Origin of the sequence: Demequina sediminis (genome assembly GCF_030296675.1) — a bacterium.
Lineage (GTDB): Bacteria > Actinomycetota > Actinomycetes > Actinomycetales > Demequinaceae > Demequina > Demequina sediminis.
The window spans coordinates 106,517-132,843 of the sequence record NZ_AP027736.1 but is presented as its reverse complement, the minus strand read 5'-3'; the positions used below and the strand labels follow the sequence as shown (position 1 = coordinate 132,843).

Sequence of the window (26,327 nt, the reverse complement as noted above, 5' to 3'; positions counted from 1 at the left end):
GACTTCCAGTGGTTGGCCACCACGGTGAAGGTCTCGCCTGTCGCGCTCTCCTCGAAGGTCTGCGCGATCGAGGGACGGTTGCGGTCGTCGTCGAAGCGGGGGTCCACCGCGGAGTCCAGCACCGCGAAGTCGCCCACCTCGGCGACGGCCGTGGTGTCGTAGAGGAAGCCCACGCGGATCGTGTCGGTGCCCACCACGCCGGTGTCGACGTACGAATAGTCGTCCGAACCGATCGCCTCATTGAGGGCATCGGCGAGCGCCGCGAGGGCTCCACGCCGGTCGAGTTCTCCATCTCCATGATGCCGATCACGTCGGCATCGAGCGCCTCGAGGGCCGCGACCAACTTCGCGGTCTGACGCTCAAGTTCCTCGGGCGTCTCGGCGCCGCGGCAGTCCTGCTCGAAGCCGTCGGGGCCGCACACCGGGGTGCCCTCGTCAAGCGTGAGGAAGTAGTTGAGCACGTTGAAGGCCGAGACCTTGACGTCGCCGCCCACCTCGGGTGCGGCGGTGGGACGCTCGTTGACCGCCTCGAAGTCGGGCAGCTCGGCGGCCGGACGCACGCGCCACGCATTGCCCGACGCGGAGTTGCCCGCCCACGTGTACGTCATGACGCCCGTGAGGCCGGTGACGGTGTCCCCGCCGCGCAGCGTGTTCGACGCGGACAGCGGCTGCCCCCACGCCCGAACACCAGCGGGTCGGGGTTCTGGCTGTTGAGCGAGTCGTCGACCTTGATCTTGTTGAGGTTGTTGAGCGCCTGGAGCGCATTCGCCTCGTCGCCGGGAGCGACCACGGCCGTGGGCTGGTCGAGGCGCGCGGTGCCGGACACGGTCACTTCGCCGAAGCGTCCCAGCAGGTACATCTCGGTGACGAACAGCGGCTGGGCGAACTCGACGCTCATGCCCTCGAACGCCTCGGCGTCGGTCGCGGCGGCGAACGGCAGCGACACCTGGGCGGGAGTCACGGGGGCGTCGTGGCTGAGGACCTCGATCGAGCTCACCGAGCCCAGCTGGGTCTGCCCCTGGTACTCGGCGACCACGCCCACCACGGCGACCTCATCGCCCAGGGTGACCGAGTCATCGTTCCCGTTGAAGACAAAGATGCCCTCCGACGTCGCGGGATCCGCGTCGGCGTCCGCGTCGCGGGACTGGACATAGAAGCCGCGCAGCGCGGGAGACGGCCCTCGTAGTCGCCGACGACGACGCCCTCGATGAGGACCGTCTGGCCGGCAAGGGGGCTCGTGTCGGTGGCGCCCTGCACCGCGGAAATCGGGGTCGGGTCGCCCAGCACCGTGAACGTCGCGGAGGCGCTCGCAGCGAGCAGGTCGGGCTCGCCATCGACATCCGTGACCCGCCCGGCGTCGACGGTGAACGTGCACTCCGCGTTCGCCTCGAGCGGGGCGGCCGGGGTCACCGTGTAGGCGGTCGGCCCACCGGTCGTGGTCAGCGCGAGGTCATCCTCGCCGCAGATCAGCGCGAACGCGTCATCGACGGCGACCGGCTCGGAGAAGGTCACCACGGGGGCGACGCCGGGCAGGACGCCGACGGCGCCGTCCGCGGGGACGATGCTCGTCACGGTGGGCGGCACGTCCACGGGCGGCTCGCCGGAGCACGTGCTCGTGTGCGCGCCCAGCCCGTCGAAGGTGTCCTGCGCGAAGGAGTCCCACTCGACCGCGACGTCGAAGGCGTCGGAGGTGACGGTGTCGCCCTCGCACACGGTGGCCTTGCGGCGCAGCGTGTCGTCTGCCCCACCGCCCGTCCACTCGGTGCCGGGATCGACTCCGACCAGGCCGAACGAGTCGATGACGGTCTCGCCGTGGCGCAGAATCAGGGCGTCGTCGCCGTTGAAGTTCGTCGCGCCTCCCGTCTGGTCCCCGAGAGCCGCCAGCGCCGCGCCAGCGGAGCCGTTGACCACGACGTGGACGTCGCCTGCCGCGAGCGTGCCCGCCAGCGTCGTCACGGACGCGGTCGCGGCGCCGTTCGAGTACAGCTCGAGCGTGTACGCGCTGAGGTCGACCGCATCGGCCGTGCCGTTGTAGATCTCGACGGCCTTGTTGCTAGCGGATCCCTCGACGTACTCGGAGATGAAGAGGTCAGTCGTGGCGGCCTGGGCTGGCACGGCGACCACCGTGGAGACGGCGAGGGCAGCGATCAACCCTGGCGCGAGAATGCGGCGATGCATGGGGAACCTTTCGACCTGGTAGGGGGACCTCTCCACCGTAGACACCTGGTGCCCGAAAGCCCATGGCAAGCGGGAGATTGCCGGGTGAAATCTTGATGACATCTACATTTCCGAAGCGTGACGAGGGGCCCGGGAGGCGGCGCCTTCCCCGCGCTACGGTGGTCCCACACCCGTCGTAGGAGGACTCATGGCCGTCTGGTTCATCACCGGCTGCTCGACCGGAATCGGCCGTGCGACCGCCGAGGCCGCCGCGGCCGCCGGCCACCGCGTGGTCGCCACCGCGCGCCGGCCCGACACCCTCGCGGCGCTGGTCGACCGCTTCCCCGACACGGTGCTCGCCCTCCCGCTCGAGGTGAGGGACGATGCCGCGGTGGCGGCGGCGGTCGAGGCCGCGATCGCGCGGTTTGGCCGGGTGGACGTGCTGGTCAACAACGCGGGGATCGGCTACTTCTCGACCATCGAGGAGTCGACTTCCGCCGACGCTCACGAGGTCATGGACGCGAACTTCTGGGGCGCCGCCGCGGTCACCACCGCGCTGCTTCCCCACCTCCGCGCGCAGCGATCCGGCCACATCTTCACGGTGTCATCGATCGCTGGCGTGCGCGGCTCGGCCGGCCTGGGGTACTACTGCGCGTCGAAGTTCGCGGTCTCGGGATTCATGGAGGCACTCGCGGCGGAGGTCGCCCACCTGGGCATCCGCGTCACGCTGCTCGAGCCCGGGCCCATCCGCTCGCAGTGGATCCCATCCGGCGCCAAGAACGAGGACGTGCTGCCCGACTATGCCCCGGTGATGGAGCCGTTCTGGGAGCGCATTCACGCGCTCCCCGGTCGCCAGCCCGGGTCACCCGCGGCGGTCGCCGAGGCGATGCTGCGGCTCGCCGACGAGGCCGAGCCGCCGCTGCACCTCATCTGCGGCGCCCACGCGGTCACCCAGACCAGGGCCAAGTTGGCGCGAATGGGCGCGGAGGTCGACCGCTGGGAGGGCCTGTCCCTCGGGATCGACCGCGAGGACTGACCGTCCCGGCTCCTAGCCCCTGCGGTGGTCCTCGATGCGTGCGATCGCCTGCGGGAGCACGTCACCCAGGTCGCCCACCACGCCGAAGTCGGCGATCTCGAAGATCGGCGCATCGGGGTCGATGTTGACCGCGACGATCGTCCCCGAGGCCTGCATGCCGCCGCGGTGGTGGACCGCGCCCGAGATGCCGCACGCCACGTACAGCGCGGGGGTCACGGTGGTGCCGGTCTGGCCCACCATGTGCTCGTGCGAGATCCATCCCTCGTCGGTCGCATCGCGGGACGCGCCCACCGCGCCGCCGAGCAGTTCGGCGAGCTCGCGCACCAGCGTGTAGTCGCCGCCGGTGCCGCGACCGCCCGAGACCACCACGGGGGCCTCGGCCAGCGGCACGCCGTCGCTCGCGGGCACGGGCTCGACGGCCACGATCGCCTCGCGAGTCTCGGGAAGAGCGGCCTCGACCGTCACCAGGGTCGCGGCGCCGGGAGTCTCGGCCGCCTGGGCCTGCGTCGTGTTGGGTCGGATGCCCACGATCGCCGCGTCGGACTCGATGCGCGTGCGCACGTTCCACGTCGCCGCGAAGACGGTCTGCAGGGTCTCGACGCGACCGTCGACCAGCTCGGCTCCCGCGGCGTCGACGACCACGCCCGCACCGGTCGCGAGCGCGAGGCGCGTCGCGATCTCCTTGTTGACGAATGTCGAGATGAGCACGACGATCGCGGCATCCGCGGTGGCCGCACCCAGGGCGGCGGCCGCACGCGACACCACCCGAGCATCGTCCCCTGTGGGCACCACGCGCACCTCGGTGGCGCCGTAAATCCCCAGCCGCGCGACCTCCGCGGGCTCGGGGGCGGACCCCAACCACACCGCGACGGGGGTGCCGAGCGAACGCGCGAGCGTGAGCGCCTCGAACGTGGGCTGCGTCACGACTCCCTCGCGGGACTCGACCAGGACTGCGACCGTGCTCATGCGAGGCCCCTCTCGATCAGGAAGTCGGCGAGTCGCGTGCCGCCGTCACCGGTGTCCGTGACCACGACCCTGTTCTCGCGCGGGGGCCGCGGCGAGGCGTCGACCACGACGGTGCGCGCCGCGCCGGCGCCCACGGTCGCGGGATCCACCCCGAGGTCCGCGAGCGACCACGTCGTCACGGGCTTGGTGCGCGCGGCCATGATGAGCTTGAAGTTGGGGTAGCGCGGCTTGTTGGCCTCGTCCGTGACGGACACCACGGCGGGCAGCGGCGCGGAGAGCGTCTCGTGAGCGTCGGGCAGGTGGCGGACGATGCTCGCGGTCCCGTCCTCGACCGTGAGGCCCGAGGCGAGGGTCAGCTGGGACCAGTCAAGCTCCGCCGCGAGGGCGGTCGGCAGCATGGACGTGAGTCCGTCGAGGGCCGCCATTCCCGTGATGACAAGGTCGAGCGGCGCCTCCGCGTGCACCTTGCGCACCGCGGCGGCGATGACCTTCGCGGTGCCGAACACGTCCGAGCCCGCGATCGCGGCGTCGGACACGTGGATCGCGTGATCGACGCCCAGCTGCAGGGCCTTGCGGACCGCCGCCACGGCATCGTCCCCACCCACGGTGAGGGCATAAACCTCGCCCTCCCCCGCGGCCTCCTTGAGTTGGAGCGCGGCCTCGACCGCGTTCTCGTCGAGCTCGTTCATCGTGCCGTCGTCGCCCGTGCGGGTCACCGCGCCGTCCGTGAAGGAGCGCTGCGACTGCAGATCGGGGACGAACTTGACCGTCACCAGGATGCGCATGGGTGCAATCCTAGGGTGCGACGGGTGTGAGGCGCGCCGCACCGGGAATGCGGCACGCCATGGCGGCGTCAAGGACAATGTGAACATGAACACCTCCACGGTCGAGCCGTCCCCCAACCCCCATCGCCTCGGGGTGCACCTGGTCGAGGGAGGAGCGACCGTCGCGGTGTTCGCGGCCCACGCGACCGCGATGCACCTCTGCCTCTTCGATGAGTCGGGCGCGGAGACCAGGATCGCGTTGCACGGACCCCAGAACGGGATCTGGCACGCTCTGGTGCCGGACGTCCGCGCGGGACAGCGCTATGGCTTCCGGGCGACCGGGCCGTGGCTGCCGAAGCAGGGCCACCGGTACAACCCCGCCAAGCTGCTGCTCGACCCGTATGGCCGCGGCATCGAGGGCGATCTTGCCCCCATGACGGACCCCGCCTCGCGCGCGCTGCTGAGCTCGCGGGACTCGACGGACTCCGCTCCGCTCATGCCGCGCTCGGTGGTCACCGAGAAGCCGTCCGGGCCCTGGCAGACTCCCCACCCGCGAGTGCCGTGGACGGACACGGTCATCTACGAGACGCACGTCAAGGGCCTCACGAAGACGATGCCGGGCGTGCCCGACGACCTGCAGGGCACCTATGCGGGCCTCGCCCACCCGGCCGCGATCGAGTACCTGACGTCGCTGGGCATCACCGCCGTCGAGCTGCTGCCCATTCACGCCTTCGCATCCGAGCCGCACCTCGATCACGCTGGCCTCAGCTCGTACTGGGGATACTCGACGCTCGGCTTCTTCGCGCCGCACGCCGCCTATGCCACGCGTGCCGCCCGAGAGGCCGGCGCGCAGGCCGTGCAGGACGAGTTCTGCGGCATGGTCGACCTCCTCCACCAGGGGGCCTCGAGGTGATCCTCGACGTGGTCTACAACCACACCGCGGAGGGATCGAGCTCGGACCGCGTGCTGTCGTGGAAGGGGCTCGACAACCACGCGTACTACCGCAGCCAGCCGCACGCACCCCAGCACTACGACGACACGACCGGCACCGGCAACACGCTCGACTTCTCGCGCCCCGTCGTGGTGAAGATGGCGCTCGACTCGCTGCGCTACTGGGCCACTGAGATGCGCGTCGACGGCTTCCGCTTCGACCTCGCCGCGACGCTGGGCCGCACCATGCAGGGCTTCTCGACCGACCACCCCTTCCTGGTGGGCCTCACGACGGACCCCGTGCTCGGCGGCCTCAAGCTCATCGCCGAGCCCTGGGACATCGGTCTGGGCGGCTGGCAGGTGGGCAACTTCCCGCAGCCCATGTCCGAGTGGAACGACCGCTTTCGCGACTACACACGCTCGTTCTGGCTGCAGTGGGGCGCCGCCCAGTCCGGCCAGCGCCACCACCCCACCGCGCCCGAGCTCGCCACCCGCATCGCTGGCTCGTCCGACCTGTTCGGACATTCGGAGCCCTACGGCATGCGCGGGCCGATCGCGTCCGTCAACTTCGTCACGGCCCACGACGGCTTCACGGCCCACGACCTCACGGCGTATCACCAGAAGCACAACGAGGCCAATGGCGAGGACAACCGCGACGGCACGGACAACAACCGCTCGTTCAACCACGGCGTCGAGGGCGACACGGACGACCCCGAGATCCTGCACGCGCGGCGACGCTCGCTGCGCAACCTGCTGGGCACGCTGCTCATTTCCGCCGGCACCCCCATGCTGCTGGGCGGCGACGAGTTTGGCCGCTCGCAGGGCGGAAACAACAACGCCTACTGCCAGGACAACGAGATCTCGTGGTTCGACTGGAACCACGACGAGTGGCAGGTGAACCTGCGCGAGTCGATCGCGGAGCTGATTCGCTTGCGCCGTGCGCACCGCGTGCTCCGGCCGGGACGCTTCTATGACGGCGTCGACGAGGACCCCACCGACGCGCAGTTCCGCGCGGACTCCGCCTGGTTCCGCGTCGACGGCGAGCACGAGGACGAGGACTGGTGGGAGGATCCCGAGACGCGCGTGGTGCAGTTCATGCGTTCGCTGTCGATTCCCACGGAGGCCGATGCCCTGGTGGTCGTGAACGGCGCGAACAGGGACATCGAGGTCACCATCCCCGAGGACCAGGGCGCGCCGTGGCACCTTGCGTGGGACAGCGCGTGGGACTCGCTCGCCGAGCGCCCCGACGTCGAGGTCGCACCCGGAGCGGTTCAGCAGCTCGGGGCGCTGTCGCTCAGGCTGTACCTCACGCGCCCCCAGGGCTGAGCGACGCCCCCGCGGGGGCATCGTCCCCTCGCACCCCAGAGACGACACAGGCCGTGGCCCCGGGCAGAACCCGGGGCCACGGCCGTCGTGCGTGAGGCCTCCTACATCCCGGCGAACCGGTAGAGGAAGGCGGCCATCGCGTCGCGCTTGACGTGCGCCAGCGCGCGGTACTCGTCGCCAGCGGGGTCTCCCAGCCGGTCGTGATGCCCGTGTCCGCCAACCAGGTGATCTCCGTGAAGAACTCCGTGCTGTCGGGGGTGACATCGACGAACGGCGACTGCGCGGGGTCCTCCCACGCGGGGCTACCCGCGAAGCGGTAGAGGAATGCCGCCATCGCGTCGCGCTTGACGTGCGACAGGGGGCGGTACTCGCGACCCGCGGCGGTTTCCCAACCGGTGGACAGTCCCTCCTGGTACATCCACACGATCTCCGTGTAGAACTCCGTCGACGTGGGCGTCACGTCCACGAAGGGAGACTCGGCGGGCAGCTCGACCTCGGGCTCGCCAGCGAAGCGGTAGAGGAACGCCGCCATCGCGTCGCGGGTGATGGGCGACAGCGGACGGAAGTCGAACGTTCCGTCGCCGTTGGCCCAGCCCGTCGTGATGCCCTCGCGAGCGAGCCACGAGATCTCCGTGAAGAACTCCGTCGAGTCGGGAGTGATGTCCGCGAGGTCGGGCACCGCCACCAGGGCGTCGATCGCCCCTGTCACGATCGCGGTGGCCTCGTCGACGGCATCCTGGTCGGGGGTGTCGGCGCTCAAAGCGATCCCGCCGATCTCGACCGCGAGGTCGAGCACGGCGAGCGACGGCACGGTGAAGAGGTCACGGTCGACCCCGCTCGCCGCGGCCAGCGCGTCCTCGAGCGCGGCGGTGTCAGCCGCCACGGCGTCGGTCCGCTCGAGCGTGAACTCGTCGTACCACGCGTAGTCCTCGGTGCCGCCGGCGCCGCGGACGCCCACGGTGAGGGTGCCCGAGTCGCCCACGGTCACGGAGACCGTCGGGTAGTCCCATGCGCCCCAGCCGGTGAAGGCGAACGCGTCCGTCTCCTCCGCGTCGCCGGACGTGGCGAACAGCTCACCCGTCAGCGCGACCGCGTCGGTCGCGGTGTCCTCGCCGTGACCGCCCGCCGACACCGCGTAGGTGCCGGGCGCGAGGCCCTCGAGGGTCTGGCTCAGGACGTACTCGTACGGGGTCGGACCCCACACGTTGAACGCCTGGCCGCCCACCGAGCTCCACTGGTCCGCGACCACGCCGTACGTCTCGGGATGAGGATCGGAGGGGAGGTCCCATCCGGTGGTGTCGCCGGTCTGGAAGCCGGGGTTGACCAGCCCACGCGCGGTGACCGTGATGGTCGCCGTGGCGAGCCAGCCACCCTCGGTGATGCCCGTGACGGTGTAGACGCCGGGGCCGGAGATCCAGTCCTGAGCGCCGCTCCACACGACCTCCTCCGAGACGGTCGAGTCGTCGTAGGCGACCACGTCGACCGTGCCGGGAAGGGTGATCTCGTCGCCCTCGACGACCGTCAGCTCGACGGGCGCCACGGTGGGGTCGGGAATCGTGCCGTCGCCCGGTGCGAGCGCGTCGATCGCCTGCTCGAGAGAGTCGGCCGCGGCGTCCACCGAGGCCTGGCTCGGAGCGGACGCATCCATGATGAACTCCGCCCGCGCGACCGCACGGTCCACCGCGAGCAGGGTCACGGCGGACCATGCGTCGCGGTCGAGCGCGGCGGCGTCGTCGAGGAGACCCTCGAGGGCAGTCGTGTCGGCCTCGACCACGGGGGTCTCGGCGACCAACTCGAACGCGTCGATTGCGCCCCACGAGCCGCCCGACAGGTCGAACGTCGCGGACACCGTGACGGTCGCGCCCTCGACCACGCTCAGGAGGTCGGTGCGGGAGGTGTGGTACGCCTGCCAGCCCTCGAGCAGGACGTCGTCGCTCACGGACGCGATGCCGGAGGCCGCCGTGATGTAGGCGGTGTCGCCGTCACCGGACTCGCCGTGCGCGACCGCGGTCAGGCGGTACGTGCCCGCCGGAACGTCGGTGATCTCCTGCTGGATCGTGAACTGGAAGTCCGCGCCGCTGTAGAAGTGGGCGGTGCGGCTGCCCTCGTAGACGTCGGACGTCGACGACGACGACAGCGTGTAGCCCGTCCCGGAACCAGTCCAGGGAGCGGCGCCGTCCTCGAAGCCGCCGTTGACGACGAGGTTCGCGCCCTCGCCCGCCGAGGCGAGCACCGTGACGGTGGCCGTCGTGGCATGGCCGCCGGACGTGGTGCCGGGAACCTCGTAGGTGCCAGGCCCCGTGATCCACTCGACCTTGGCGCCCCACGTGACGGTCTCGTCCTCCGAGGTGCCGTCGGTGTAGCTCACCGTGACGGAGGCGGGAAGCTCGATGGCCTCGCCGTCAACCACCGTGATCGAGGGCGACTGGATGGCGTCGACCTCACGCGGAGCAACCGTGCCGGTGCGGGCGTAGTCGAACACGCGCAGCGACTCGAGCGGGTTGCCCTCGAAGTCGAACATCGCCTGGTTGTCCCAGGCTGAGCCGCCAAACCAGACACCGGCATCGTCGGGGTCGTACTCGCCCGCGTAGGACGACGCCCAGCCCGAACCGAACTCCTCCCACAGCAGCTTGTTGTTGTCGAGCTCCTCCGGCGGGCCGACCGGCAGCCACGCGGGCTCCCAGTAGAAGACGCCGATTCCGGCCTCGCCCACGTTGACGGTCGCGTCGATCACGTCGCGCACCGCGAGGGCCTGACCCTGCACCGACGACGAGTACTTGTCGCTTGCGGTGGTCGAGCGAATGGTGTTGGTGTGTCCGTCACCGTCCTCGAGCGTGTAGTTCCAGGAGGTCTCGGCGACGATGACCTCCTTGTCGTACGCCGTGGCGACGTTCGACAGCTGGGTCGTGAGGTTCTCGAGCGTGCCGTGCCAGAACGCGTAGTACGAGCTCGCGAACACGTCGTAGTCGATCTCGTCTCCCGTGCCCAGGACGTTGTCAGGGCCCTTCGCCAGCTTGTCCGCGTAGCCCATGTAGGTGCCGCGCTCGGGGTTGGTGAAGTGGATCGCGATCTTGGCGTCCTCGCCCAGGGTGTCGCGGACGGCGTCCGCGCCGGCCTTGAACAGCGCGCCCGAGGCGGGCCAGTTCTCACCCGTGAGCTGGAGGTTGGTGGTCTCGTTGCCGATCTGCACCATGCCCACGTCGACACCCTGGTCGACCATGTACTGAAGGGTCTCGGCGGTGTAGTCGTACAGCGCGTCGGCCTTCTCCGCGGCGGTCATCCCCACCCAGGCCTTGGGCACCGGCTGCTGGCCGGGGTGCGCCCAGAAGTCCGCATAGTGGAAGTCCACGAACACGCGCATTCCGGCGTCGGTGGCGCGCTTTCCCATCACCGCGGCGCGCTCGGCGTCGACGTTACCGCCGCCGTAGCCCTCGCCCTCGGCGGTGAAGGGGTCGTTCCACACGCGAATGCGCGAGTAGTTGATGCCGGCATCGGCCATGACGTCGAAGACGTCGGCCTCATTGCCAGCGAAGTCCTTGAACGTGACGCCGCTCTCCTCGAGCGACAGGATCGACGAGGCGTCGACCCCGTTCATGAAGTCATCGGGCAGGTTTTCCACCTGCGGGACGGTGATACCGGCCTCGATGGGCTCGTCCGTGGCCGCGCTCGCGACCGTGGAACCCATGACGATGCTGCAGAGCGCCGCGGTCGCCGCGGCGGCCGTGGTCCTGAGGTTGAGTCTCATGCTTCCTTCCCTCGGATCGACGTTGATCTGCCGCCCGTGGGGGCCGGGCGGCGCCGGGAGCCGTCGTTGCTCCCGACCGGGTGGTGCGCGGGACCGCAGGAGCGGCTCCGCACGGGGCTCGGCGGAGGAGCGCGGTCCGATCGGCAGCGGTGCCGGCCGGGTTGACGCCCGAGGTCTCCGTCGAATCGCGAGACTGTGGCGTCTCGCGCACTCTGTGAGCGGTCCCAACATTACCCGCGCGGCGGGGCCGCGTGGAGGCCCGCACCAGGTTTGTAACCGTACTGTGACCGGTTCCACTTTTGAGAGGAGGCGAGTCCAGCTTGGCGGCGGCCCAGTCGATACGGTCCGCCACACGCCTTCGACCCTGGATGTCCCATGGCGCGCATCAACGTCACCACACCGACCAGGGATGTCCCCTTCCCCGCCCGGCGTGTGGCGGAGCCGCAGGAAAGCGCGCGTGTACACACAGCGAGGGCCCGGGGCGGCGCGCGCCCCGGGCCCTGCGATGCGGAGGACTCAGCCCTTGACGGATCCCGACGTCAGTCCGCCCACGATGTAGCGCTGCAGCGCGAGGAACAGGATCAGCACGGGAACCGCGGCGATGATGGTGCCCGCGGAGAAGATGCCCCAGCGCGCGGACAACTGGTCCGACACCCATTGGTACATGCCTACCGCGAGCGTCCAATTCTCGGAGGACACCAACACGATTCTCGCGAGGATGAAGTCGCCGAATGCCGAGATGAACGCGAGCAGCCCGACCACCGCGAGGATGGGCGACACGAGCGGCATGATGAGCTTCCAGAAGATCTGCGAGTGGCTCGCGCCGTCGATCTTGGCGGCCTCGTCCATGTCCTGCGGGATCGAGTTGAAGAAGCCGTACATGAGGAACGTGTTGGCTCCCAGTGCGGTGCCCAGGTAGACGCAGATCAGCGCGAGCTTCGAGTTGATACCCAGCGCGGGCACCACATTGCCGAGCGCGAGCAGCAGCAGGAACACCGCGACGAAGGCCACGGTCTGCGGGAACATCTGCAGGATCAGCAGGCTCGTGAGCGAGAAGCGCCGCCCCTTGAAGCGGAAGCGCGAGAACGCGTACGCAGCCGCGGCGCCCATGAGCACCGCGCCGATCGCCGCCGCGGAGCCGATGATCAGGGTGTTGCCCACCCAGGTCCAGAACAGCGTGTCGTTGAGGTTGGCGTAGTTCTGGAAGCTGATCGAGCTGAAGAGTGCGGACGTGCCCGCGAGGCTGCCACGCTCGTCAAGCGAGGCGGACAGCACGAAGACCAGCGGGAACGCGGCGTAGAAGATGATGACCGCGGCGACCGGATAGCGCCATCCGACCTCGAGCCACCAGCGCGAGCGGCGCGTGGGCTGGCGACGGCGAGTGGGGGCGGGAGCTGCTGACGTAGCCATTAGAACTCCTCGAGCTTCTTGGTCTGACGGAAGGCGATCGCCGAGACGGCACCGACCACCACGAACACGACGATCGACAGCGCCGCGGCGAGGCCGTAGTCGGCGCGGCCGCCCGCGACACCGGAGATCTGATAGATCGCGGAGATGAGGATGTCGGTACTGCCGAGCGGCACGCTCGTATCGGTGAACCGTGGCCCGCCGTTGGTGAGCATGTAGATGATGGTGAAGTTGTTGAAGTTGAAGGCGAACGATGCGATCGCGAGGGGCGCGGTCGACACCAGCAGCAGCGGGAACTGGATGGACCGGAACTGACGCCAACTACCCGCGCCGTCGATCTTGGCGGCCTCGAGGGTCTCGCCGGGCATCGACTGCAGCGCGCCGGTGCAGACCAGGAACCAGTAGGGGTAGCTGAGCCACAGGTTCACGAACAGGATCGAGAACTTGGCGAGCCACGGGTCACCCAGCCAGTTGATGTTGGCCCCGAAGAAGAACCAGTCGTTGATGATGCCGAACTCGGAGTTGAGCATGCCTCGCCACAACAGCGCGGAGAGGAAGGCCGGGAAGGCGTACGGGAGGATGAACAGCGTCCTCAGGACCTTCTTGCCCTTGATGCGGTCGTCGTTGAAGATCAGCGCGAACAGGAGGCCGAGCAGGAAGCTCGAGATCACCGTGAGGATGGCGAAGGAGAACGTCCACGCCGTGACCTTGAGCAGCGGGCCGGCGTAGTCGGGGTCGGTGACGGCCTTGACGAAGTTGTCGAAGCCGACGTTGACGTAGAAGCCCACCGGCAGCGACGAGCCGTCGTCACCGCGGAAGGTGCCGAACTCGTCGGCGGTGTACACCACGCCGGTCTCGGTGTTGGTCAGCGTGCCCGCGCCCTCGTCCCAGACGAGCGACGAACGGTAGATCGACGCGGTCGACCCCTCGCGGGTGCGCAGGGAGCCCTCGTCGGCATCGTCCGACACCGGCACGCGCAGCGACGTGACCTCCTGAGCGAGCTCCTGGTCGCTGAGGAGCTCGGCGCGAGGCACAACCTCCCAGCCGGGAACCTCGGTGGGGCGGCCCGAGTCGTCGAGGGCGGCGCCGTCGACCACCTCGAGCGGCTGCTCGGCGGTGCCCACCTGGACCTCGCCGTCGACACCCACGGCGAAGCCAAGACCTCCGTCGCCGCGAACCACGGCGAGCGGGTAGATCGGCGAGTCGGCCACCTGGCGCTCGTCCTGAATGAGCGCGGACTCGACGGCCTGCTCCTTCGAGACGTTGTGGCCCGCGCCGTAGTTGGTGCTCGCGACGTAGGCCGTGTAGGCCATCGTGAACACCTGGAAGATGAGGAGGAAGACGAGGCCGGGGTAGATGTACTTGAGCGGCAGCATCCGCTTCGAGAAGTACACGACGTCGGCCGCGATCAGCAGGACCACGGACGCGGTCAGGATTCCCCAGGCCTCGGCGTTCCACGCCGACAGGATGACCGACAGCCCGAGGGCGTTGACGAGCATCATGAGCAGGAGCTTCACGAGGAAGCCCCAACCCATGCCCTGGATCTGGCGGGCGTACGACTCCCGCGGGGGCTTGGGCTTCACCGTCTCCGGCGACGCATCCTGACCGGTGGTCATTGTCTCTCCTCAGAGTCTCGACAGTCGAAATGGCGCGTGAGGCGCCGATGCCGTGGGGCGAGACACGAGGTGCCCCGCCCCACGGCGGTCAGGAATTAGCCGGCGAGCGAAGCCGACAGGTCGTCAACCATCTTGGTCCAGGTCGCCGCGGGGTCGGCGCCCTTGATGATGGCGGACTGAGCCGCGTTCCAGAAGTCCCACACCGAACCCATCTGGGGGATGTTGGGCATCGGGACACCCTGGTCGGCCGAGGCCTGGAAGCCCTCGATCGCGTCAGGGAACGGCGCGGACGCGGTGTCCACACCCTCGAACGCGGGCAGACGCGGGTCGGCGTCGTAGAGGGCCTGCATCGCCTCGGGGGTCGCGACGTAGTTGGTCAGGAACTCGTTCGCGAGCAGCGCGTTGGCCGACTGCGAGGAGACGTAGAAGCCCTGGACACCCACGAACGGGGCAGCGGCCTGGTCACCGGCCGGCGGGACCGGGTTGACCTTGAAGTTGACGTCGGGGAAATCGCCGAGCGCCCACGGACCCTGGACGGTGTACGCGCACTCGCCCGAGTTGAAGAGCTCGTTGTTGATCGCGTAGTCGATCGTGGTCGAGATGTGGCCAGCGCCGGCCTCGCCGTTCTCGGCAAGCCAGGTCGCGAACGCGGTACCGGCGTCGCCACCCATGCCGACCTCGGACGTGTAGGAGCCGCCGTCCTGAACGAACACGGGGGCACCGAACGAGGTCTGGAACGGGTACATGAAGTAGCCGTCACCGGTCTCGCCGTTGGTGGTGATGCAGAATGCACGCTCGGCACCGGAGTCGATGCCGCGCTGGATCATGTCGTCCCACGACGTCGGGGCCTCCTCGCCCACGAGGTCGACGTTCTGGATGAGAGCGATCGCCTCGAGCGCGTAGGGCATGCCGTACAGCTGGCCCTCGTAGCTCATGGCGTCGAGGCCCACCTGGGCGAACGAGCCGGCGGTGGCGCCGAGGTCGACGGTGTTGACGACACCGCCCTCGATGAGCGCGCCCAGCCAGTCGTGGGCACCAATGGTGATGTCCGGGCCCTCGCCGGTCGGGACCTGAGCGAGGAAGTCAGCGCGGATGTCCTCGAAGTTCTTCTGGACGAGCGTGACGGTCGAGCCGGTCTCGGCCTCGAAGGTCTCGGCCGCCGCGGCGACCGCGGGCTCGCGGTTCTCGTCGACCCAGATGGTGAGCTCGCCGCCGGCAATTGCCGGGGTGGACTCGCTCGCCGAGGGCTCGGGGGTCGGGTCGGTGGTGCCGCCCGAGGAGCAGGCGGCGAGCAGTGCGACCGAGGTCGCCAGAGCGGCGGCCATGCCGATCTTCTTGCGCATGGGAATTTCCTTCCAGAGTGGGGCCACATTGCGCGCCTCTGGTGAGATCGCGTCTCTGCGACAGGTTACTTCCGATTCGGTCACCCTGCCGGGCTGACCAGGTCTTCAGTTGAATGGGAGGGGCTGGGAGGGATGCCGGCGCAGCCCGGCTTCTCCCCTGGGATCAGCCCCCGTCACCGCCGGTGTCGCGCGCGGTGCGGACGACGGCGACGCCGCCTCCCTGCACCTCGAGCTCGCCATTGGTCTCGTCCCCGGTGAGCAGGTCGAGCCCTGCCACCGGATACCGAGCTGCGTCGTCGCCGTGGTTGATGGCGACAACGAAGTCGTGGTGTGCGCCGTGGCGCGTGACAACCTCGAGCGTGTCGGGACGCGCAACGGGCGAGACGCCCGCATCGGCGTAGACCGCCTCGAGGACGGAGCGCAGGCCGGCCACGTCGAGCCGGGTGCTCACGTACCACCCCACGCCCTGGCCGTGAGTGTGACGCGTGATCGCGGGCTTGCCCGCGGCGGGGCCGGACACGTACTCGGCCTTCACCTCGGCTCCGGCGAGGATCAGGTCCTCCTGCCACACGTCGGCCGGCACCTCGCGCGCGTGGCCGTCGGTGAAGCGCACGGCGGCGGTGTCGCCGGGGCGCATCGGCAGGAACTCCTCGACGGTCACGCCCAGCGCGTCCTTGAGGGGGCCCCGAAGCCGCCGGCGTGGACGGCATCGTGCTCATCCACGATCCCGGAGAAGAAGTTCACCAGCAGCGTGCCACCGCCGGCGACGTAGGCCGTGAGGTTCGCCGCCGCCTCGGCGGTGAGCAGGTACGAGGCGGGTGCCACGACGAGCTTGTAGCGCGACAGGTCGTGCGTGGGGTGGGCGAAGTCGACGGTCACGCCGTCGCGCCACAGTCCCTCGTAGTAGGCGCGCATCCGCTCACGGAACTGGACGTCGTCCGACGGCCGCCACTCGAGGTCCTGGGCCCACAGCGACTCCCAGTCGTAGAGGACCGCGACGTCCGCCCTGACGACGGAGCCGCGCACCTCGGCGGCGTCCTTGAGGTGGCCGCCGAGCTCGACGACCTCGCGCCACAGGCGCGAGTTCGTGCCGGCGTGGGGAATCATCGCGGAGTGGAACTTCTCCGCGCCGGAGCGCGAGGCGCGCCACTGGAAGAACATCACGGCATCCGCACCGCGCGCGAGGTGCGTGAGCGAGTTGCGACGCATCTCACCCGCGCGCTTGGCGACGTTGTGCCCCTGCCAGTTGACGGCCGAGGTCGAGTGCTCCATGAGGATCCACGGCTTGCCTCCCGCGACCGAGCGCGTGAGGTCCGCGGCGAGCGACAACAACACGTGAGCGTCGGGGTCTGGCGCCCAGAGGTAGTGGTCGTCCGACACCACGTCCACGAGCTGCGCCCACTTCCACAGGTCGACGTTCCACGACTGGTGCGCCATGAAGTTGGTGGTGACGGGCTGCGAGGCGTGCTCGCGAATCGCGTCACGCTCGATCACGAAGCACTCACGGAGCTGATCGTCGGTGAAGCGTGCCCAGTCGAGCTTCATGGCCGGGTTGACGGTGGTGGGGGTGGCGGCGGGCGCGACCACGTGCTCCCAGTCGTCGTAGTGCTGGCCCCAGAAGGCCGTGCCCCACGCCGAGTTGAGTGCCTCGAGCGTGCTGTAGCGGCGCTGCAGCCAGCCGCGCCATGACGCGACGGCACGCGGCGAGAAGTCCTCGCCCACCGGCACGCCGTACTCGTTGTGGACGTGCCACATCACGACGGCGGGGTGGTTGCCATACCGGCGAGCGAGCTCGCCCGCCATGCGGGCGATCGCCTCGCGGTACTCGGGCGAGGCGTGCGAGGCCATGCCGCGCGAGCCGAACCCCATGACAGTGCCGTCCTTGGTGACCACGCGCGACTCGGGGTACGCGTGGAAGAACCACGCCGGGGGCGACACGCTCGGCGTGCCCAGGTCGACCGCGATGCCATTGGCGTGCAGCAGGTCGAGGAGCTCGTCCATCCACGCGAAGTCGTAGAGGCCCTCCTTGGGCTCGAGGAGCGCCCAGGAGAAGATGCCGACGGAGACCAGGTTGACGCCAGCCTCGCGCATGAGGAGCACGTCCTCATCCCACGTCGCGCGCGACCACTGCTCGGGGTTGTAGTCCCCGCCGTAGGCGAGGCCCTCGATGCGGGGCCAACTCGCTGCTGCCGTCATGACACTCCTTTGGGCTACCCACGGGCAGCCGCCTTGTGGCGGACCTCTTCGGCCGCCCCTACTGGGACCGTTCACAGTTCTACATCGCAGAAACACGCCGCGGCAAATCGAGAAGGACCCCGTTACCGCTTTGTGACGCTCCGTTATAGAACTGTGACCGCACACAACCCCTTTGGATGCAAGCGGTTACATCTCCTGCGGACCACAGTACCCCGAGTCCGTTGAGGAACGCGACATCGTCAGCAAAATGTGACCTTCGCGTGCGTGACACCGCCGTGTGCGCGGCACGAACCGACCGCCTCGAGCGCCTCGCGCTCCCCTTGGTACACAAGCGCGTGCAATCCGAGTAGGTTCGGACCATGGCCCGATCCCCAGAGACGTCTGTCGGTCGCATCCCCATCGTGGGGGTCCAGCCTTCGCTTGAGGAGGGACGATGGCCCGCGCGGGCCGTCGTGGGAGAGGCGGTCCCCATCACGGCGACCATCTTCCGCGAGGGCCACGATGCCGAGGGCGCGACCGTGGTCGTCACCCGGCCCGACGGGCGACGCGAGCGGCTCCCCATGCCCCTGCACGACTGGGGCACCAGCCTCTACCGCGCGGCCTTCATCCCGCGCCACGAGGGGCTCCACCACTTCCGCGTCGAGGCATGGTCCGACCCCGTCGCGACGTGGCTGCACGCCGCGGAGGTCAAGATCCACGCGGGGGTCGACGTCCAGCTCATGCTCGACGAGGGCGTCGCGATTCTCACGCGCGCACTCACGGAGGTGCGCCGCGCGCCGGCCAAGCAGGCGCTGCTCGAGCAGGCCATCGCGGCCCTCACGGACGGCCGCCTCGCGCCGGAGGCCCGCCTGGCCCCCGCATCGTCCCCCGAGCTCAAGGCTGTCCTCACCGCCGCCCCCTGCGCGACTGGGTGACCACCTCGCGCGAGTATCCGCTCCTCATCCAGCGCGAGAAGGCCCTGGTCTCGGCGTGGTACGAGATCTTCCCCCGGTCGGAGGGCGCGAAGCAGAACAAGCGCACCGGCGAGTGGACCTCGGGCACCTTCGCGACCGCGGCGAAGCGACTCCCCGGGATCGCGGACATGGGCTTCGACGTCGTCTACCTCACGCCCATCCACCCGATCGGGGCGACGCACCGCAAGGGCCGCAACAATTCGCTCAAGGCCGAGCCAGGCGATCCCGGCAGCCCGTATGCGATCGGCGCGGCCGAGGGCGGCCACGACGCCCTGCACCCCGAATTGGGGACGATGCGCTCGTTCAAGGCCTTCGTGAAGCGGGCCAGGGAGGTGGGCCTCGAGGTTGCGCTGGACGTCGCGCTGCAGTGCTCGCCGGACCACCCCTGGGTCACCGAGCACCCCGAATGGTTCACCACGCGACTCGACGGCACCATTGCCTACGCCGAGAATCCCCCGAAGAAGTACCAGGACATCTACCCCCTCAACTTCGACAACGACCCCGAGGGCATCTATCACGCGATCCGCGACATGCTCGAGGTGTGGATCCAGGCCGGCGTCACCCTGTTCCGGGTCGACAATCCGCACACCAAGCCGCTGACCTTCTGGGAACGCCTCCTCAGGGAGATCGCGGAGGCCCACCCGGAGGTCATCTTCCTGTCCGAGGCCTTCACGCGGCCGGCGATGATGCACACCCTCGCGAAGATCGGCTTCCACCAGAGCTACACGTACTTCACGTGGCGCCAGAACGCCGAGGAGATGGGCGAGTACCTCGAGGAGGTGTCGGGCGACGCGTCGTTCTACATGCGCCCCAACTTCTGGCCGACGACTCACGACATCCTCACCCCCGACATGCAGCACGGCGGGCCCGCGATCTTCCGCATGCGCGCGGTCCTCGCCGCGACCGGCGCGCCCTCCTACGGCATCTACACCGGCTACGAGTTCGTCGAGAACGTGCCGCGGCCGGGCGTCGAGGAGCAGATCGACAACGAGAAGTACGAGTTCAAGCCGCGCGACTGGGCGGACGCGGACCGGTACGGGATCGCGACGCTGCTGCGCACGCTCAACCAGGCGCGCCGCGATCACGTCGCGCTGCGCAGGCTGCGTGGGCTCCGCGTGCACCCGACGACCAATCCCCAGCTGCTGTGCTTCACGCGTCACGTGCCCGCCGCCGAGTCGCCCACGGGCACGTCGGACACCGTGATCGTCATCGTGAGCTTCGACCCCCATCACGTGCAGTCGGGGGTCGTGTCGCTCGACCTCGCCGCGGTGGGGATCGAGGACGATGCCCGGCTCACGGTCGATGACCTCGTGGGCGGCGCGACGTACACGTGGGGCAAGGACTTCTTTGTCCGTCTGGATCCCGCGGTCTCCCTCAGCCACGTTGCCGTGGTGAGGCACACATGACGTCCACGCATCTACGACCCACAGACAGGTGGTGACCCATGCCCAAGAGGCTTGATCAGGCGGTCCTCGAGGACATCGCGCGAGGCATGCACCACGATCCACACACCGTGTTGGGACCCCACCCCCACGCAGATGGCGTGACGATCCGCGTGCTGCGGCCTCTCGCCGAGTCGGTCGAGATCGAGACGCTCGGGGGCGCTTCCCCGCCGAGCACGAGCACCAGGGGATCTGGGTCGCCGACCTTCCGGGCACCGAGGTGCCCGACTACCGGGTGCACGCGACCTACGACGGCGTCGCGTCGGTCGCGGACGACCCGTACCGCTTCCTGCCGCTGCTGGGCGAGCTGGACCTCCACCTCATCCGCGAGGGTCGTCACGAGCGACTGTGGGAGGCGCTCGGCGCGAACGTGCGCCGCCTCGACTCGGTCTTGGGCGACGTCGTGGGCACCGACTTCGCGGTGTGGGCACCGAACGCGCGCGCCGTGCGCGTCGTGGGCGAGTTCAACCACTGGCAGGGCGCGGCGCACGCGATGCGCACGCTCGGGTCCTCGGGCATCTGGGAACTGTTCATTCCCGGGATCGAGTCGGGCACCGCATACAAGTTCGAGATCCTCGACAAGAACGGCCACTGGCGCCAGAAGGCCGACCCCATGGCCCGGCGCACCGAGATCCCGCCGGCCACCGCATCGGTGGTCGAGGAGTCGACCTACACCTGGGGCGACGCTCAGTGGCTCGAGAGCCGCGCGGGCACGCAGCCCCACCGCAGCGCGATGAGCGTGTACGAGGTGCACCTGGGCTCGTGGCGCCAGGGTCTCGGGTACGTCGAGCTCGCGGACCAGCTCACGGCCTACGTCACCGAGCTCGGATTCACGCACGTCGAATTCCTGCCCGTGATGGAGCACCCCTTCGGCGGCTCGTGGGGCTACCAGGTGTCGGGCTACTACGCCCCGACGTCGCGATTCGGCTCCCCCGATGAGTTGCGCTACCTAATCGACACCCTCCACCAGGCGGGCGTGGGCGTGATTCTCGACTGGGTGCCCGGCCACTTCCCCAAGGACGAGTGGGCGCTCGGGCGCTTCGACGGCACGCCGCTGTACGAGCACCCCGACCCGCTCCGGGGCGAGCAGCCCGACTGGGGCACGTTCATCTTCGACTTCGGGCGCGCCGAGGTGCGCAACTTCCTGGTCGCGAACGCGGTGTACTGGCTGCACGAGTTCCACGCGGACGGTCTCCGGGTCGACGCGGTGGCCTCGATGCTCTACCTCGACTACTCGCGCGAGGCGGGTCAGTGGCGACCCAACGTCCACGGCGGCCGCGAGAACCTCGATGCGATCGCCTTCCTGCAAGAGACCAACGCGACGGCGTACCGCAACGCGCCGGGCATCGTCATGATCGCCGAGGAGTCCACGGCCTGGCCCGGCGTCACCGCGGCCACCAACCAGGGGGCCTCGGGTTCGGGCTCAAGTGGAACATGGGCTGGATGAACGACACGCTGCGCTACATGGGCGAGGAGCCCGTGCATCGCTCGTATCACCACCACACGGTGACCTTCTCGCTCATGTACGCGTTCTCGGAGCACTTCATGCTGCCGCTGTCGCACGACGAGGTCGTGCACGGCAAGGGCTCGCTCGTCGACAGGATGCCCGGAGATCACTGGCAGAAGATGGCCGGCCTGCGCGCGCTGCTCGCCTACCAGTGGACGCATCCGGGCAAGCAGCTGCTGTTCATGGGCTGCGAGTTCGGCCAGTATGCGGAGTGGTCCGAGGGGCGCTCGCTCGACTGGTGGCACCTCGAGGACCGCCTTCACGAGGGCGTGCGACGGATGGTGGGCGATCTCAACCGCCTCTACCGCGACACTCCCCCGCTGTTCGAGCGCGACTCGGATCCCGGCGGCTTCCGATGGATCGAGGCCGACGACGCCAAGCACAATGTGCTCGCGTTCCTGCGCGGCGACGAGTCGGGCGAACAGGTCGCTGTCGTGGTGAACTTCGCCGGCGTGCCCCACGAGAACTACACGCTCCCCCTGCCCCACCCCGGGGCGTGGGACGAGGTGTTCAACACCGACGCCGAGGCCTACGGCGGCTCCGGCGTGGGCAATCTGGGCCGCGTCGAGGCCGTCGCGCGCGAGCGGCACGGCTTCCCCGCGGTCGCGCAGCTGCGCGTGCCCCCGCTCGGCGCGGTCATCCTCAGGCGTCCCCGGGGTTAAGAGGGCCCGTACGGCGCTGTACCACTGCTGCTGCGCCCGTCCTGTCGGCTCCGCCACACGTTTTCGCGGCTCCGCCACACAGGTCCCGGCGTGTCGCCGGCGAGTCGCGCCCGCAAAGGCCGCAGAGGGACGATGCCGGGGTGGGTTGTGTGGCGCAGCCGCAAGAGTGCACGGCGGCCAGACTGCAAACCCTTGACCGCCCGTATCGGCTGCGCCACACGTTTTCGCGGCTCCGCCACACAGGTCCCGGCGTGTCGCCGGCGTGTCGCGCCCGCGGAACCTGCTGAGGGCCGATGCCGGGGCGGCTTGTGTGGCGGAGCCGCAGAACAGCGCGGTGTGGCGGAGCCGCAGGACAGCGCGGTGTGGCGGAGCCGCAGAACAGCGCGGTGTGGCGGAGCCGCAGGACAGCGCGGTGTGGCGGAGCCGCAGAACAGCGCGGTGTGGCGGAGCCGCAGGAGAGCGAGTGGAGACTGCTAGTACAACGCGGAGGCGAGCGCCTGGCGCGCCCTGAGCACGCGAGGGTCGGCGGGGTCGACCACGTCGAACAGCTCGAGCAGTCGTGCCCTGACGCGCTCGCGTTCGTCGCCCGCGGAGGCCCGCACCAGGTCGATGAGTCGACCGAAGGCGTCGTCGAGCTGACCGCCGATCACGTCCAGATCCGCGACAGCGAGCTGCGCGTCGACGTCGTCCGGTCGCTCGGCCGCCGCGGCGCGCACCGCCGCCAGGTCCGCGAGCCGCGACCGGGCCATCAGCCGCACCTGGGCACGACCACTGCGCGCCTCGCCGTCCTTGGGGTTGTCGCGGAGCGCGCGGTCGTAGACCGCCTCGGCCCCCTCGAGGTCGCCGCGCTCGATCGCGTCGTAGGCCTCCTGGTGGAGCGGAGGCACCGCCGGCTCGGCGGGCGGCTCGGGCGCGCTCACGCCCGCCGCCGCTCCCATCTGCTGCGCCGCCTGCACCACCTGCGCGATGAGATCCGTGATCTGCTCACGCGTCGCGGCGCCCTGGAACAGCGGCGCAGGCCTGCCGCCGATGAGCGCGACGGCCGCGGGCACGGACCTCACCTGCAGGGCCTGGGCGATCACCGGCTGGGCGTCGACGTCACACGCGGCAAACGTCACGCCCACCCGCCCGGCATCCTCCGCCAGCGCCTTCGCGATCTCCTCGCTCTGCGGGGAGGCCGCGGCAATGAAGGCGATGACGACCGGCGTCTCGAGTGAACGCTGCGCGAGGTCCTGAAACTGGGCCTCGTCGATCGTGGCGAGTCCGGACTCGGCGCGGCGCGAGCGCGCGGCGAGCGCGGCAAGGTCGACGGCGCCGCGCAGCGGGCCGGTGGGGTCAGTCATGGGTCTCCTTGAGCAGGGGCTACTTGGCCTGGACGCGGACCAGGTGGTGGTCGGCGGCCACCACGGCGGGCTTAGCCTCGGGATCGGCCGGGATGTGAATGACGACGAAGTCGCTATAGGTATGCGTCACGGCCGCCTTGAGGTCACCCTCCACCAGGGCCTTGTCCGCGGCGGAGATCGACACCGTGGCGCCGTTCTTGACGGCGAGCCGCGACGTGATGCTCAGCGGCGCGAACACCAGCGCGCCGCCGTCAGCCGTGGCCATGGCGAACGTGTCGTCGAGGCGCGCCTCGATCGTGTCCTTGAAGCCGCCGTCGCCCTTCTTCGCCGCGGCGTCGAGCGCCTTGCGTGCCTCGAAGAGCCGCTCGCGGTACGTGTCGGCCTCGAAGGACTCGGCGACATCGCTTCCGGAGCCCTCGGTGAGCAGCGTCACGTAGTCGTTGACCGCCTGCTCGGGCGTGACCGCAAGGGTGTCGGTGTCGAGCGGGAGCTGATTCGATCCCGTCGCGGTGCCTGGCATCGCGGGCAGCGATGCCCCCGGAATCATGTGCGCCCAGTTCACGAGCGCGTAGTCCGCGTCGATGTCCTCCTGCACCCACATGAGCACCACGGGCGTGGAGTCCTCGGCGGCCTCGGAGACGCCGACCATGATGCGCGGGAACACGCCCTCCGCGCTCACGTACACGGCCTGCATCGTCCCGGGCAGCTCGGTCACGGCGCCCTCATCGCCCGCCTCGCTCAGCGCGTACTGCACGCCGCGAATGGTCGCCGCGGGGTCGGCGACCCTCGCGGTCAACAGTGACGCGTCGAGCGCCTCGTCCGCGGCCGCGAGTTCGGCAAAGGTCGCGGGGACGATGCGGTCCACCTGGGTCTGGGTGATGGCGGCGGGCTCCTGCACGGCAGGGGCAGTCACGACATCGGGCACCGGTGGGGTGCACCCGCCAAGCACGGCGAGCGACGCGACCGCCACGGTCGCCGCAAGGGCTGACCTTCTCATGCGCGGTCCTCCTTGTCGTCGTTGCCTTGACCCTCGCCCTGCTCACGTGCGGCGCGCGCGGCGTCTGCCGCGGCATCGTCCGCCCGTGGCGACGGGACCACGGGGACCTCACCGGTCCAGTCCTCGGCGGGCGCGGCAACCACGGGAATGCCGTTGGTCGCGGTCGCCGCCTCGCGACGCTCGCGGCGGCCGCCCGGTACGGCGGGCTCCGACGGGCGGCGTGCGGCGACCGAGGACTCGACCTTCGATCCCGCGGTGCGCATGTCGATCACGAGCGACACCAGGGCGACGAGTCCGAAGAAGGCGAGCACCCCGCCCCACCACTTGAGCGGGCCCACCCAGCCGTCGTTGACGACGCGCTCGATGCTGAACTCCACGCTCTCCAGCGGTTCGCCGTCGACCGACTCGACGACCAGGACGAGCCCGTCGGGGATCTCGCTCGCGGCGAGCGTCAGGGTCGACGAGCCGGTCCACGAGTCGCGCCAGATGTCCGCGAGTGCGGGCTCGGGCGTGGGCGACGCCGAGGCTGAGGGCGACGAGGAGGGCGATGCGGAAGGGCTCGCGGAGGGGCTGGGCTCCGGCGAGGCCGAGGCACTTGCGGACACGCTCGGCGAGGCCGAGGGCGAGGCCGACGGGTCGACGGCGGGCGCCTCGGTCACGAACGGCTCGACCGTGAGATCCTCCCAGGTCACGATGCCCGTCACGGCGGTGACGTCGCGGGTCGCTGCCCAGAGCTCGACGTCCTCGGCACGGCCCGCGTACGCAGCGATGTCATCCGTCCCCGCAATCGTGACCGAGCCGTCCGCCACGGTCTCCACGAGGTCGGGGCCGATCACGAGGACGGCAGTCTCCAGGCTCGCGCGCGGGGTGCCGACGGCTTCGGGGCGCATGGCGTCGGCGATGAGACCGCCGATGAGCAACAGCAGCCCGAGCGCGCCTGCAATGAGCGCGGTGGTGCGCAAAGTCACGTGGTTCTCCGATCGTCTCGCCTTTCACTCTACGAGACATGCACCGAACGCGGCTGACGCCAACTTTGTTCCACGCACCGCACGAGCATTACCCTGGGGGACGAGCGCACGACCCGCGGCCGTGGGCGTCGCGACGAGGAGAGCCATGCCCGAAGAGATCCTGCCGTTCCCGCTCGCGATGCGCGGCTACGACCGCGAGGCGGTCGCCGCCCACATCGCCCGGCTCGAGGACGCGGCGCGCGAGCAGGCCGCCGCGGCTGAGGAGGCGCGGCGAGAGGCACAGCAGGCTCGATCGTCGCTCGACGAGGCGCAGAAGGCGCTGCGGGAGTCCGAGCAGCCCACGTATAAGGGCCTCGGCGCGCGCGTCGAGCAACTCCTCCGCTCCGCCGAGGAGCAGTCATCCGATGTCATCGCGAGGGCCACGACGCACGCTCAAGACACCGTCGCTCGGGCGAATGTGGCCGCGCAGCAGCTCCGCGCACGCGCGGACAACGAGGTGGCCGAGATCCTTGCGCAGAGCAGGCGCGAGGCCGACGAGATCAAGACCCAGGCCGAGCACGCCGCCGCGGGGATGCGCGAGGCCGCCGAACGCCAGGCGGGCGAGGCGCTCGAACGCGCCCAGCGCGAGGCGGAGCGGGTGCGGTCGGCCGCGGAGGCCGAGGCCGCCGAGCTGCGCGCCACCGGCGAGCGCGAGGCCCACACCCTGCGCGCGGGAGTCGAGCGCGAGACCACCGAGCTGCGCGTGACGAGCCAGCGCGAGGCCGCGGACCTGGTCGATGCCGCCCGCGCCGACGCCGAGCAGAAGCTCGCGCACGCGCACCAGGAGTCGAACCGCCTTCGCGATGAGGCCGCGAGCTTCCTCGCCGCCGCTCACGCCGAGGCCGACGAGCTCGCCGAGGCGACCCGCATCGAGACCGAGCGCCTGAAGTCCGACGCCGCGCGCGTGGTCGCCGAGTCGCGTGAGGAGGCC

Annotated in this window: 18 protein-coding genes and 2 pseudogenes; 7 read left to right on the top strand and 13 right to left on the bottom strand. The window is 69.9% G+C overall.

The window, feature by feature from the left end:
• Positions 1-8 precede the first annotated feature (8 nt).
• Entirely contained in the window at positions 9-356 is a 348-nt protein-coding gene (locus tag QUE44_RS00625) for a hypothetical protein (protein WP_286215325.1), read from the top strand.
• A gap of 247 nt (positions 357-603) precedes the next feature.
• Here the strand turns inward: QUE44_RS00625 and QUE44_RS00620 are convergent, their stop codons facing one another.
• Together QUE44_RS00620 and QUE44_RS00615 are read right to left on the bottom strand one after the other, a co-directional pair.
• Entirely contained in the window at positions 604-1,044 is a 441-nt protein-coding gene (locus QUE44_RS00620) for a hypothetical protein (RefSeq protein ID WP_286215324.1), read from the bottom strand.
• Positions 993-2,177 (bottom strand): lamin tail domain-containing protein, encoded by a 1,185-nt coding sequence (locus QUE44_RS00615; protein ID WP_286215323.1) that lies wholly within the window; start codon positions 2,175-2,177, stop codon positions 993-995. Before QUE44_RS00615 ends, QUE44_RS00620 begins: the two co-directional genes overlap by 52 nt.
• Before the next feature lie 187 nt (positions 2,178-2,364).
• Here QUE44_RS00615 and QUE44_RS00610 point away from each other — a divergent pair, with 187 nt between their 5' ends.
• Positions 2,365-3,192: an oxidoreductase gene (locus QUE44_RS00610; protein ID WP_286215322.1), complete on the top strand. Its 828-nt coding sequence runs from the start codon at positions 2,365-2,367 to the stop codon at positions 3,190-3,192.
• Between the two features lie 12 nt (positions 3,193-3,204).
• On the opposite strand, the gene QUE44_RS00605 is transcribed toward QUE44_RS00610, so the two are convergent.
• Together QUE44_RS00605 and QUE44_RS00600 are read right to left on the bottom strand one after the other, a co-directional pair.
• Positions 3,205-4,158 (bottom strand): electron transfer flavoprotein subunit alpha/FixB family protein, encoded by a 954-nt coding sequence (locus QUE44_RS00605; protein ID WP_286215321.1) that lies wholly within the window; start codon positions 4,156-4,158, stop codon positions 3,205-3,207.
• Positions 4,155-4,943 (bottom strand): electron transfer flavoprotein subunit beta/FixA family protein, encoded by a 789-nt coding sequence (locus tag QUE44_RS00600; RefSeq protein ID WP_286215320.1) that lies wholly within the window; start codon positions 4,941-4,943, stop codon positions 4,155-4,157. The genes QUE44_RS00605 and QUE44_RS00600 overlap by 4 nt, the downstream gene beginning before the upstream one ends.
• An 85-nt stretch (positions 4,944-5,028) precedes the next feature.
• On the opposite strand from QUE44_RS00600, the gene QUE44_RS00595 reads away from it, so the two are divergent.
• Together QUE44_RS00595 and QUE44_RS00590 are read left to right on the top strand one after the other, a co-directional pair.
• Complete coding sequence (locus QUE44_RS00595; RefSeq protein WP_286215319.1) at positions 5,029-5,835, top strand: hypothetical protein; 807 nt, start codon at positions 5,029-5,031, stop codon at positions 5,833-5,835.
• Complete coding sequence (locus QUE44_RS00590) at positions 5,832-7,178, top strand: glycogen debranching protein (RefSeq protein WP_286215318.1); 1,347 nt, start codon at positions 5,832-5,834, stop codon at positions 7,176-7,178. Before QUE44_RS00595 ends, QUE44_RS00590 begins: the two co-directional genes overlap by 4 nt.
• Here QUE44_RS00590 and QUE44_RS00585 read toward each other — a convergent pair.
• The 6 genes and pseudogenes from QUE44_RS00585 to QUE44_RS00565 form a co-directional block, all read right to left on the bottom strand.
• Entirely contained in the window at positions 7,159-10,923 is a 3,765-nt protein-coding gene (locus tag QUE44_RS00585) for a glycosyl hydrolase 53 family protein (protein ID WP_286215317.1), read from the bottom strand. The two genes, QUE44_RS00590 and QUE44_RS00585, sit on opposite strands and share 20 nt — an antisense overlap.
• 516 nt (positions 10,924-11,439) lie before the next feature.
• Positions 11,440-12,333: a sugar ABC transporter permease gene (locus tag QUE44_RS00580; RefSeq protein ID WP_286215315.1), complete on the bottom strand. Its 894-nt coding sequence runs from the start codon at positions 12,331-12,333 to the stop codon at positions 11,440-11,442.
• Complete coding sequence (locus QUE44_RS00575) at positions 12,333-13,946, bottom strand: ABC transporter permease subunit (RefSeq protein WP_286215313.1); 1,614 nt, start codon at positions 13,944-13,946, stop codon at positions 12,333-12,335. The genes QUE44_RS00580 and QUE44_RS00575 overlap by 1 nt, the downstream gene beginning before the upstream one ends.
• Before the next feature lie 95 nt (positions 13,947-14,041).
• The gene (locus QUE44_RS00570) at positions 14,042-15,289 is read right to left on the bottom strand and encodes a sugar ABC transporter substrate-binding protein (RefSeq protein WP_286215312.1); all 1,248 of its coding nucleotides are present in this window, start codon (positions 15,287-15,289) and stop codon (positions 14,042-14,044) included.
• A gap of 163 nt (positions 15,290-15,452) precedes the next feature.
• The gene (locus QUE44_RS13800; protein ID WP_350226934.1) at positions 15,453-15,722 is read right to left on the bottom strand and encodes a Beta-galactosidase C-terminal domain; all 270 of its coding nucleotides are present in this window, start codon (positions 15,720-15,722) and stop codon (positions 15,453-15,455) included.
• A gap of 9 nt (positions 15,723-15,731) precedes the next feature.
• Positions 15,732-17,380 (bottom strand): annotated as a pseudogene (locus QUE44_RS00565) (beta-galactosidase); the annotation flags it as partial.
• A gap of 464 nt (positions 17,381-17,844) precedes the next feature.
• On the opposite strand from QUE44_RS00565, the gene QUE44_RS13795 reads away from it, so the two are divergent.
• The 3 genes and pseudogenes from QUE44_RS13795 (at position 17,845) to glgB (ending at position 22,049) form a co-directional block, all read left to right on the top strand.
• Complete coding sequence (locus QUE44_RS13795; protein WP_350226855.1) at positions 17,845-18,399, top strand: maltotransferase domain-containing protein; 555 nt, start codon at positions 17,845-17,847, stop codon at positions 18,397-18,399.
• Positions 18,396-19,844: an alpha-amylase family protein gene (locus QUE44_RS00560; protein ID WP_350226854.1), complete on the top strand. Its 1,449-nt coding sequence runs from the start codon at positions 18,396-18,398 to the stop codon at positions 19,842-19,844. The genes QUE44_RS13795 and QUE44_RS00560 overlap by 4 nt, the downstream gene beginning before the upstream one ends.
• Positions 19,845-19,882: 38 nt before the next feature.
• A pseudogene (gene glgB, locus QUE44_RS00555) lies at positions 19,883-22,049 on the top strand (1,4-alpha-glucan branching protein GlgB).
• 473 nt (positions 22,050-22,522) lie between these two features.
• Here glgB and QUE44_RS00550 read toward each other — a convergent pair.
• The 3 genes from QUE44_RS00550 to QUE44_RS00540 are packed head-to-tail and all read right to left on the bottom strand — an operon-like array spanning position 22,523 to position 25,357.
• A complete protein-coding gene (locus QUE44_RS00550) occupies positions 22,523-23,392 on the bottom strand; it encodes a co-chaperone YbbN (RefSeq protein ID WP_286215311.1) in 870 nt (289 codons plus the stop codon).
• A 19-nt stretch (positions 23,393-23,411) separates the two neighbouring features.
• Positions 23,412-24,389: a DUF8094 domain-containing protein gene (locus QUE44_RS00545; protein WP_286215310.1), complete on the bottom strand. Its 978-nt coding sequence runs from the start codon at positions 24,387-24,389 to the stop codon at positions 23,412-23,414.
• Entirely contained in the window at positions 24,386-25,357 is a 972-nt protein-coding gene (locus tag QUE44_RS00540; RefSeq protein WP_286215309.1) for a hypothetical protein, read from the bottom strand. The genes QUE44_RS00545 and QUE44_RS00540 overlap by 4 nt, the downstream gene beginning before the upstream one ends.
• Positions 25,358-26,327 lie beyond the last annotated feature (970 nt).

Bases quoted from the DNA above. Each gene is read 5' to 3' on its own strand.
- QUE44_RS00615 (WP_286215323.1), bottom strand. From the start codon at position 2,177: ATGCATCGCCGCATTCTCGCGCCAGGGTTGATCGCTGCCCTCGCCGTC.
- QUE44_RS00610 (WP_286215322.1), top strand. From the start codon at position 2,365: ATGGCCGTCTGGTTCATCACCGGCTGCTCGACCGGAATCGGCCGTGCG.
- QUE44_RS00605 (WP_286215321.1), bottom strand. From the start codon at position 4,158: ATGAGCACGGTCGCAGTCCTGGTCGAGTCCCGCGAGGGAGTCGTGACG.
- QUE44_RS00600 (WP_286215320.1), bottom strand. From the start codon at position 4,943: ATGCGCATCCTGGTGACGGTCAAGTTCGTCCCCGATCTGCAGTCGCAG.
- QUE44_RS00595 (WP_286215319.1), top strand. From the start codon at position 5,029: ATGAACACCTCCACGGTCGAGCCGTCCCCCAACCCCCATCGCCTCGGG.
- QUE44_RS00585 (WP_286215317.1), bottom strand. From the start codon at position 10,923: ATGAGACTCAACCTCAGGACCACGGCCGCCGCGGCGACCGCGGCGCTC.
- QUE44_RS00580 (WP_286215315.1), bottom strand. From the start codon at position 12,333: ATGGCTACGTCAGCAGCTCCCGCCCCCACTCGCCGTCGCCAGCCCACG.
- QUE44_RS00575 (WP_286215313.1), bottom strand. From the start codon at position 13,946: ATGACCACCGGTCAGGATGCGTCGCCGGAGACGGTGAAGCCCAAGCCC.
- QUE44_RS00570 (WP_286215312.1), bottom strand. From the start codon at position 15,289: ATGCGCAAGAAGATCGGCATGGCCGCCGCTCTGGCGACCTCGGTCGCA.
- QUE44_RS13795 (WP_350226855.1), top strand. From the start codon at position 17,845: ATGGCCCGATCCCCAGAGACGTCTGTCGGTCGCATCCCCATCGTGGGG.
- QUE44_RS00550 (WP_286215311.1), bottom strand. From the start codon at position 23,392: ATGACTGACCCCACCGGCCCGCTGCGCGGCGCCGTCGACCTTGCCGCG.
- QUE44_RS00545 (WP_286215310.1), bottom strand. From the start codon at position 24,389: ATGAGAAGGTCAGCCCTTGCGGCGACCGTGGCGGTCGCGTCGCTCGCC.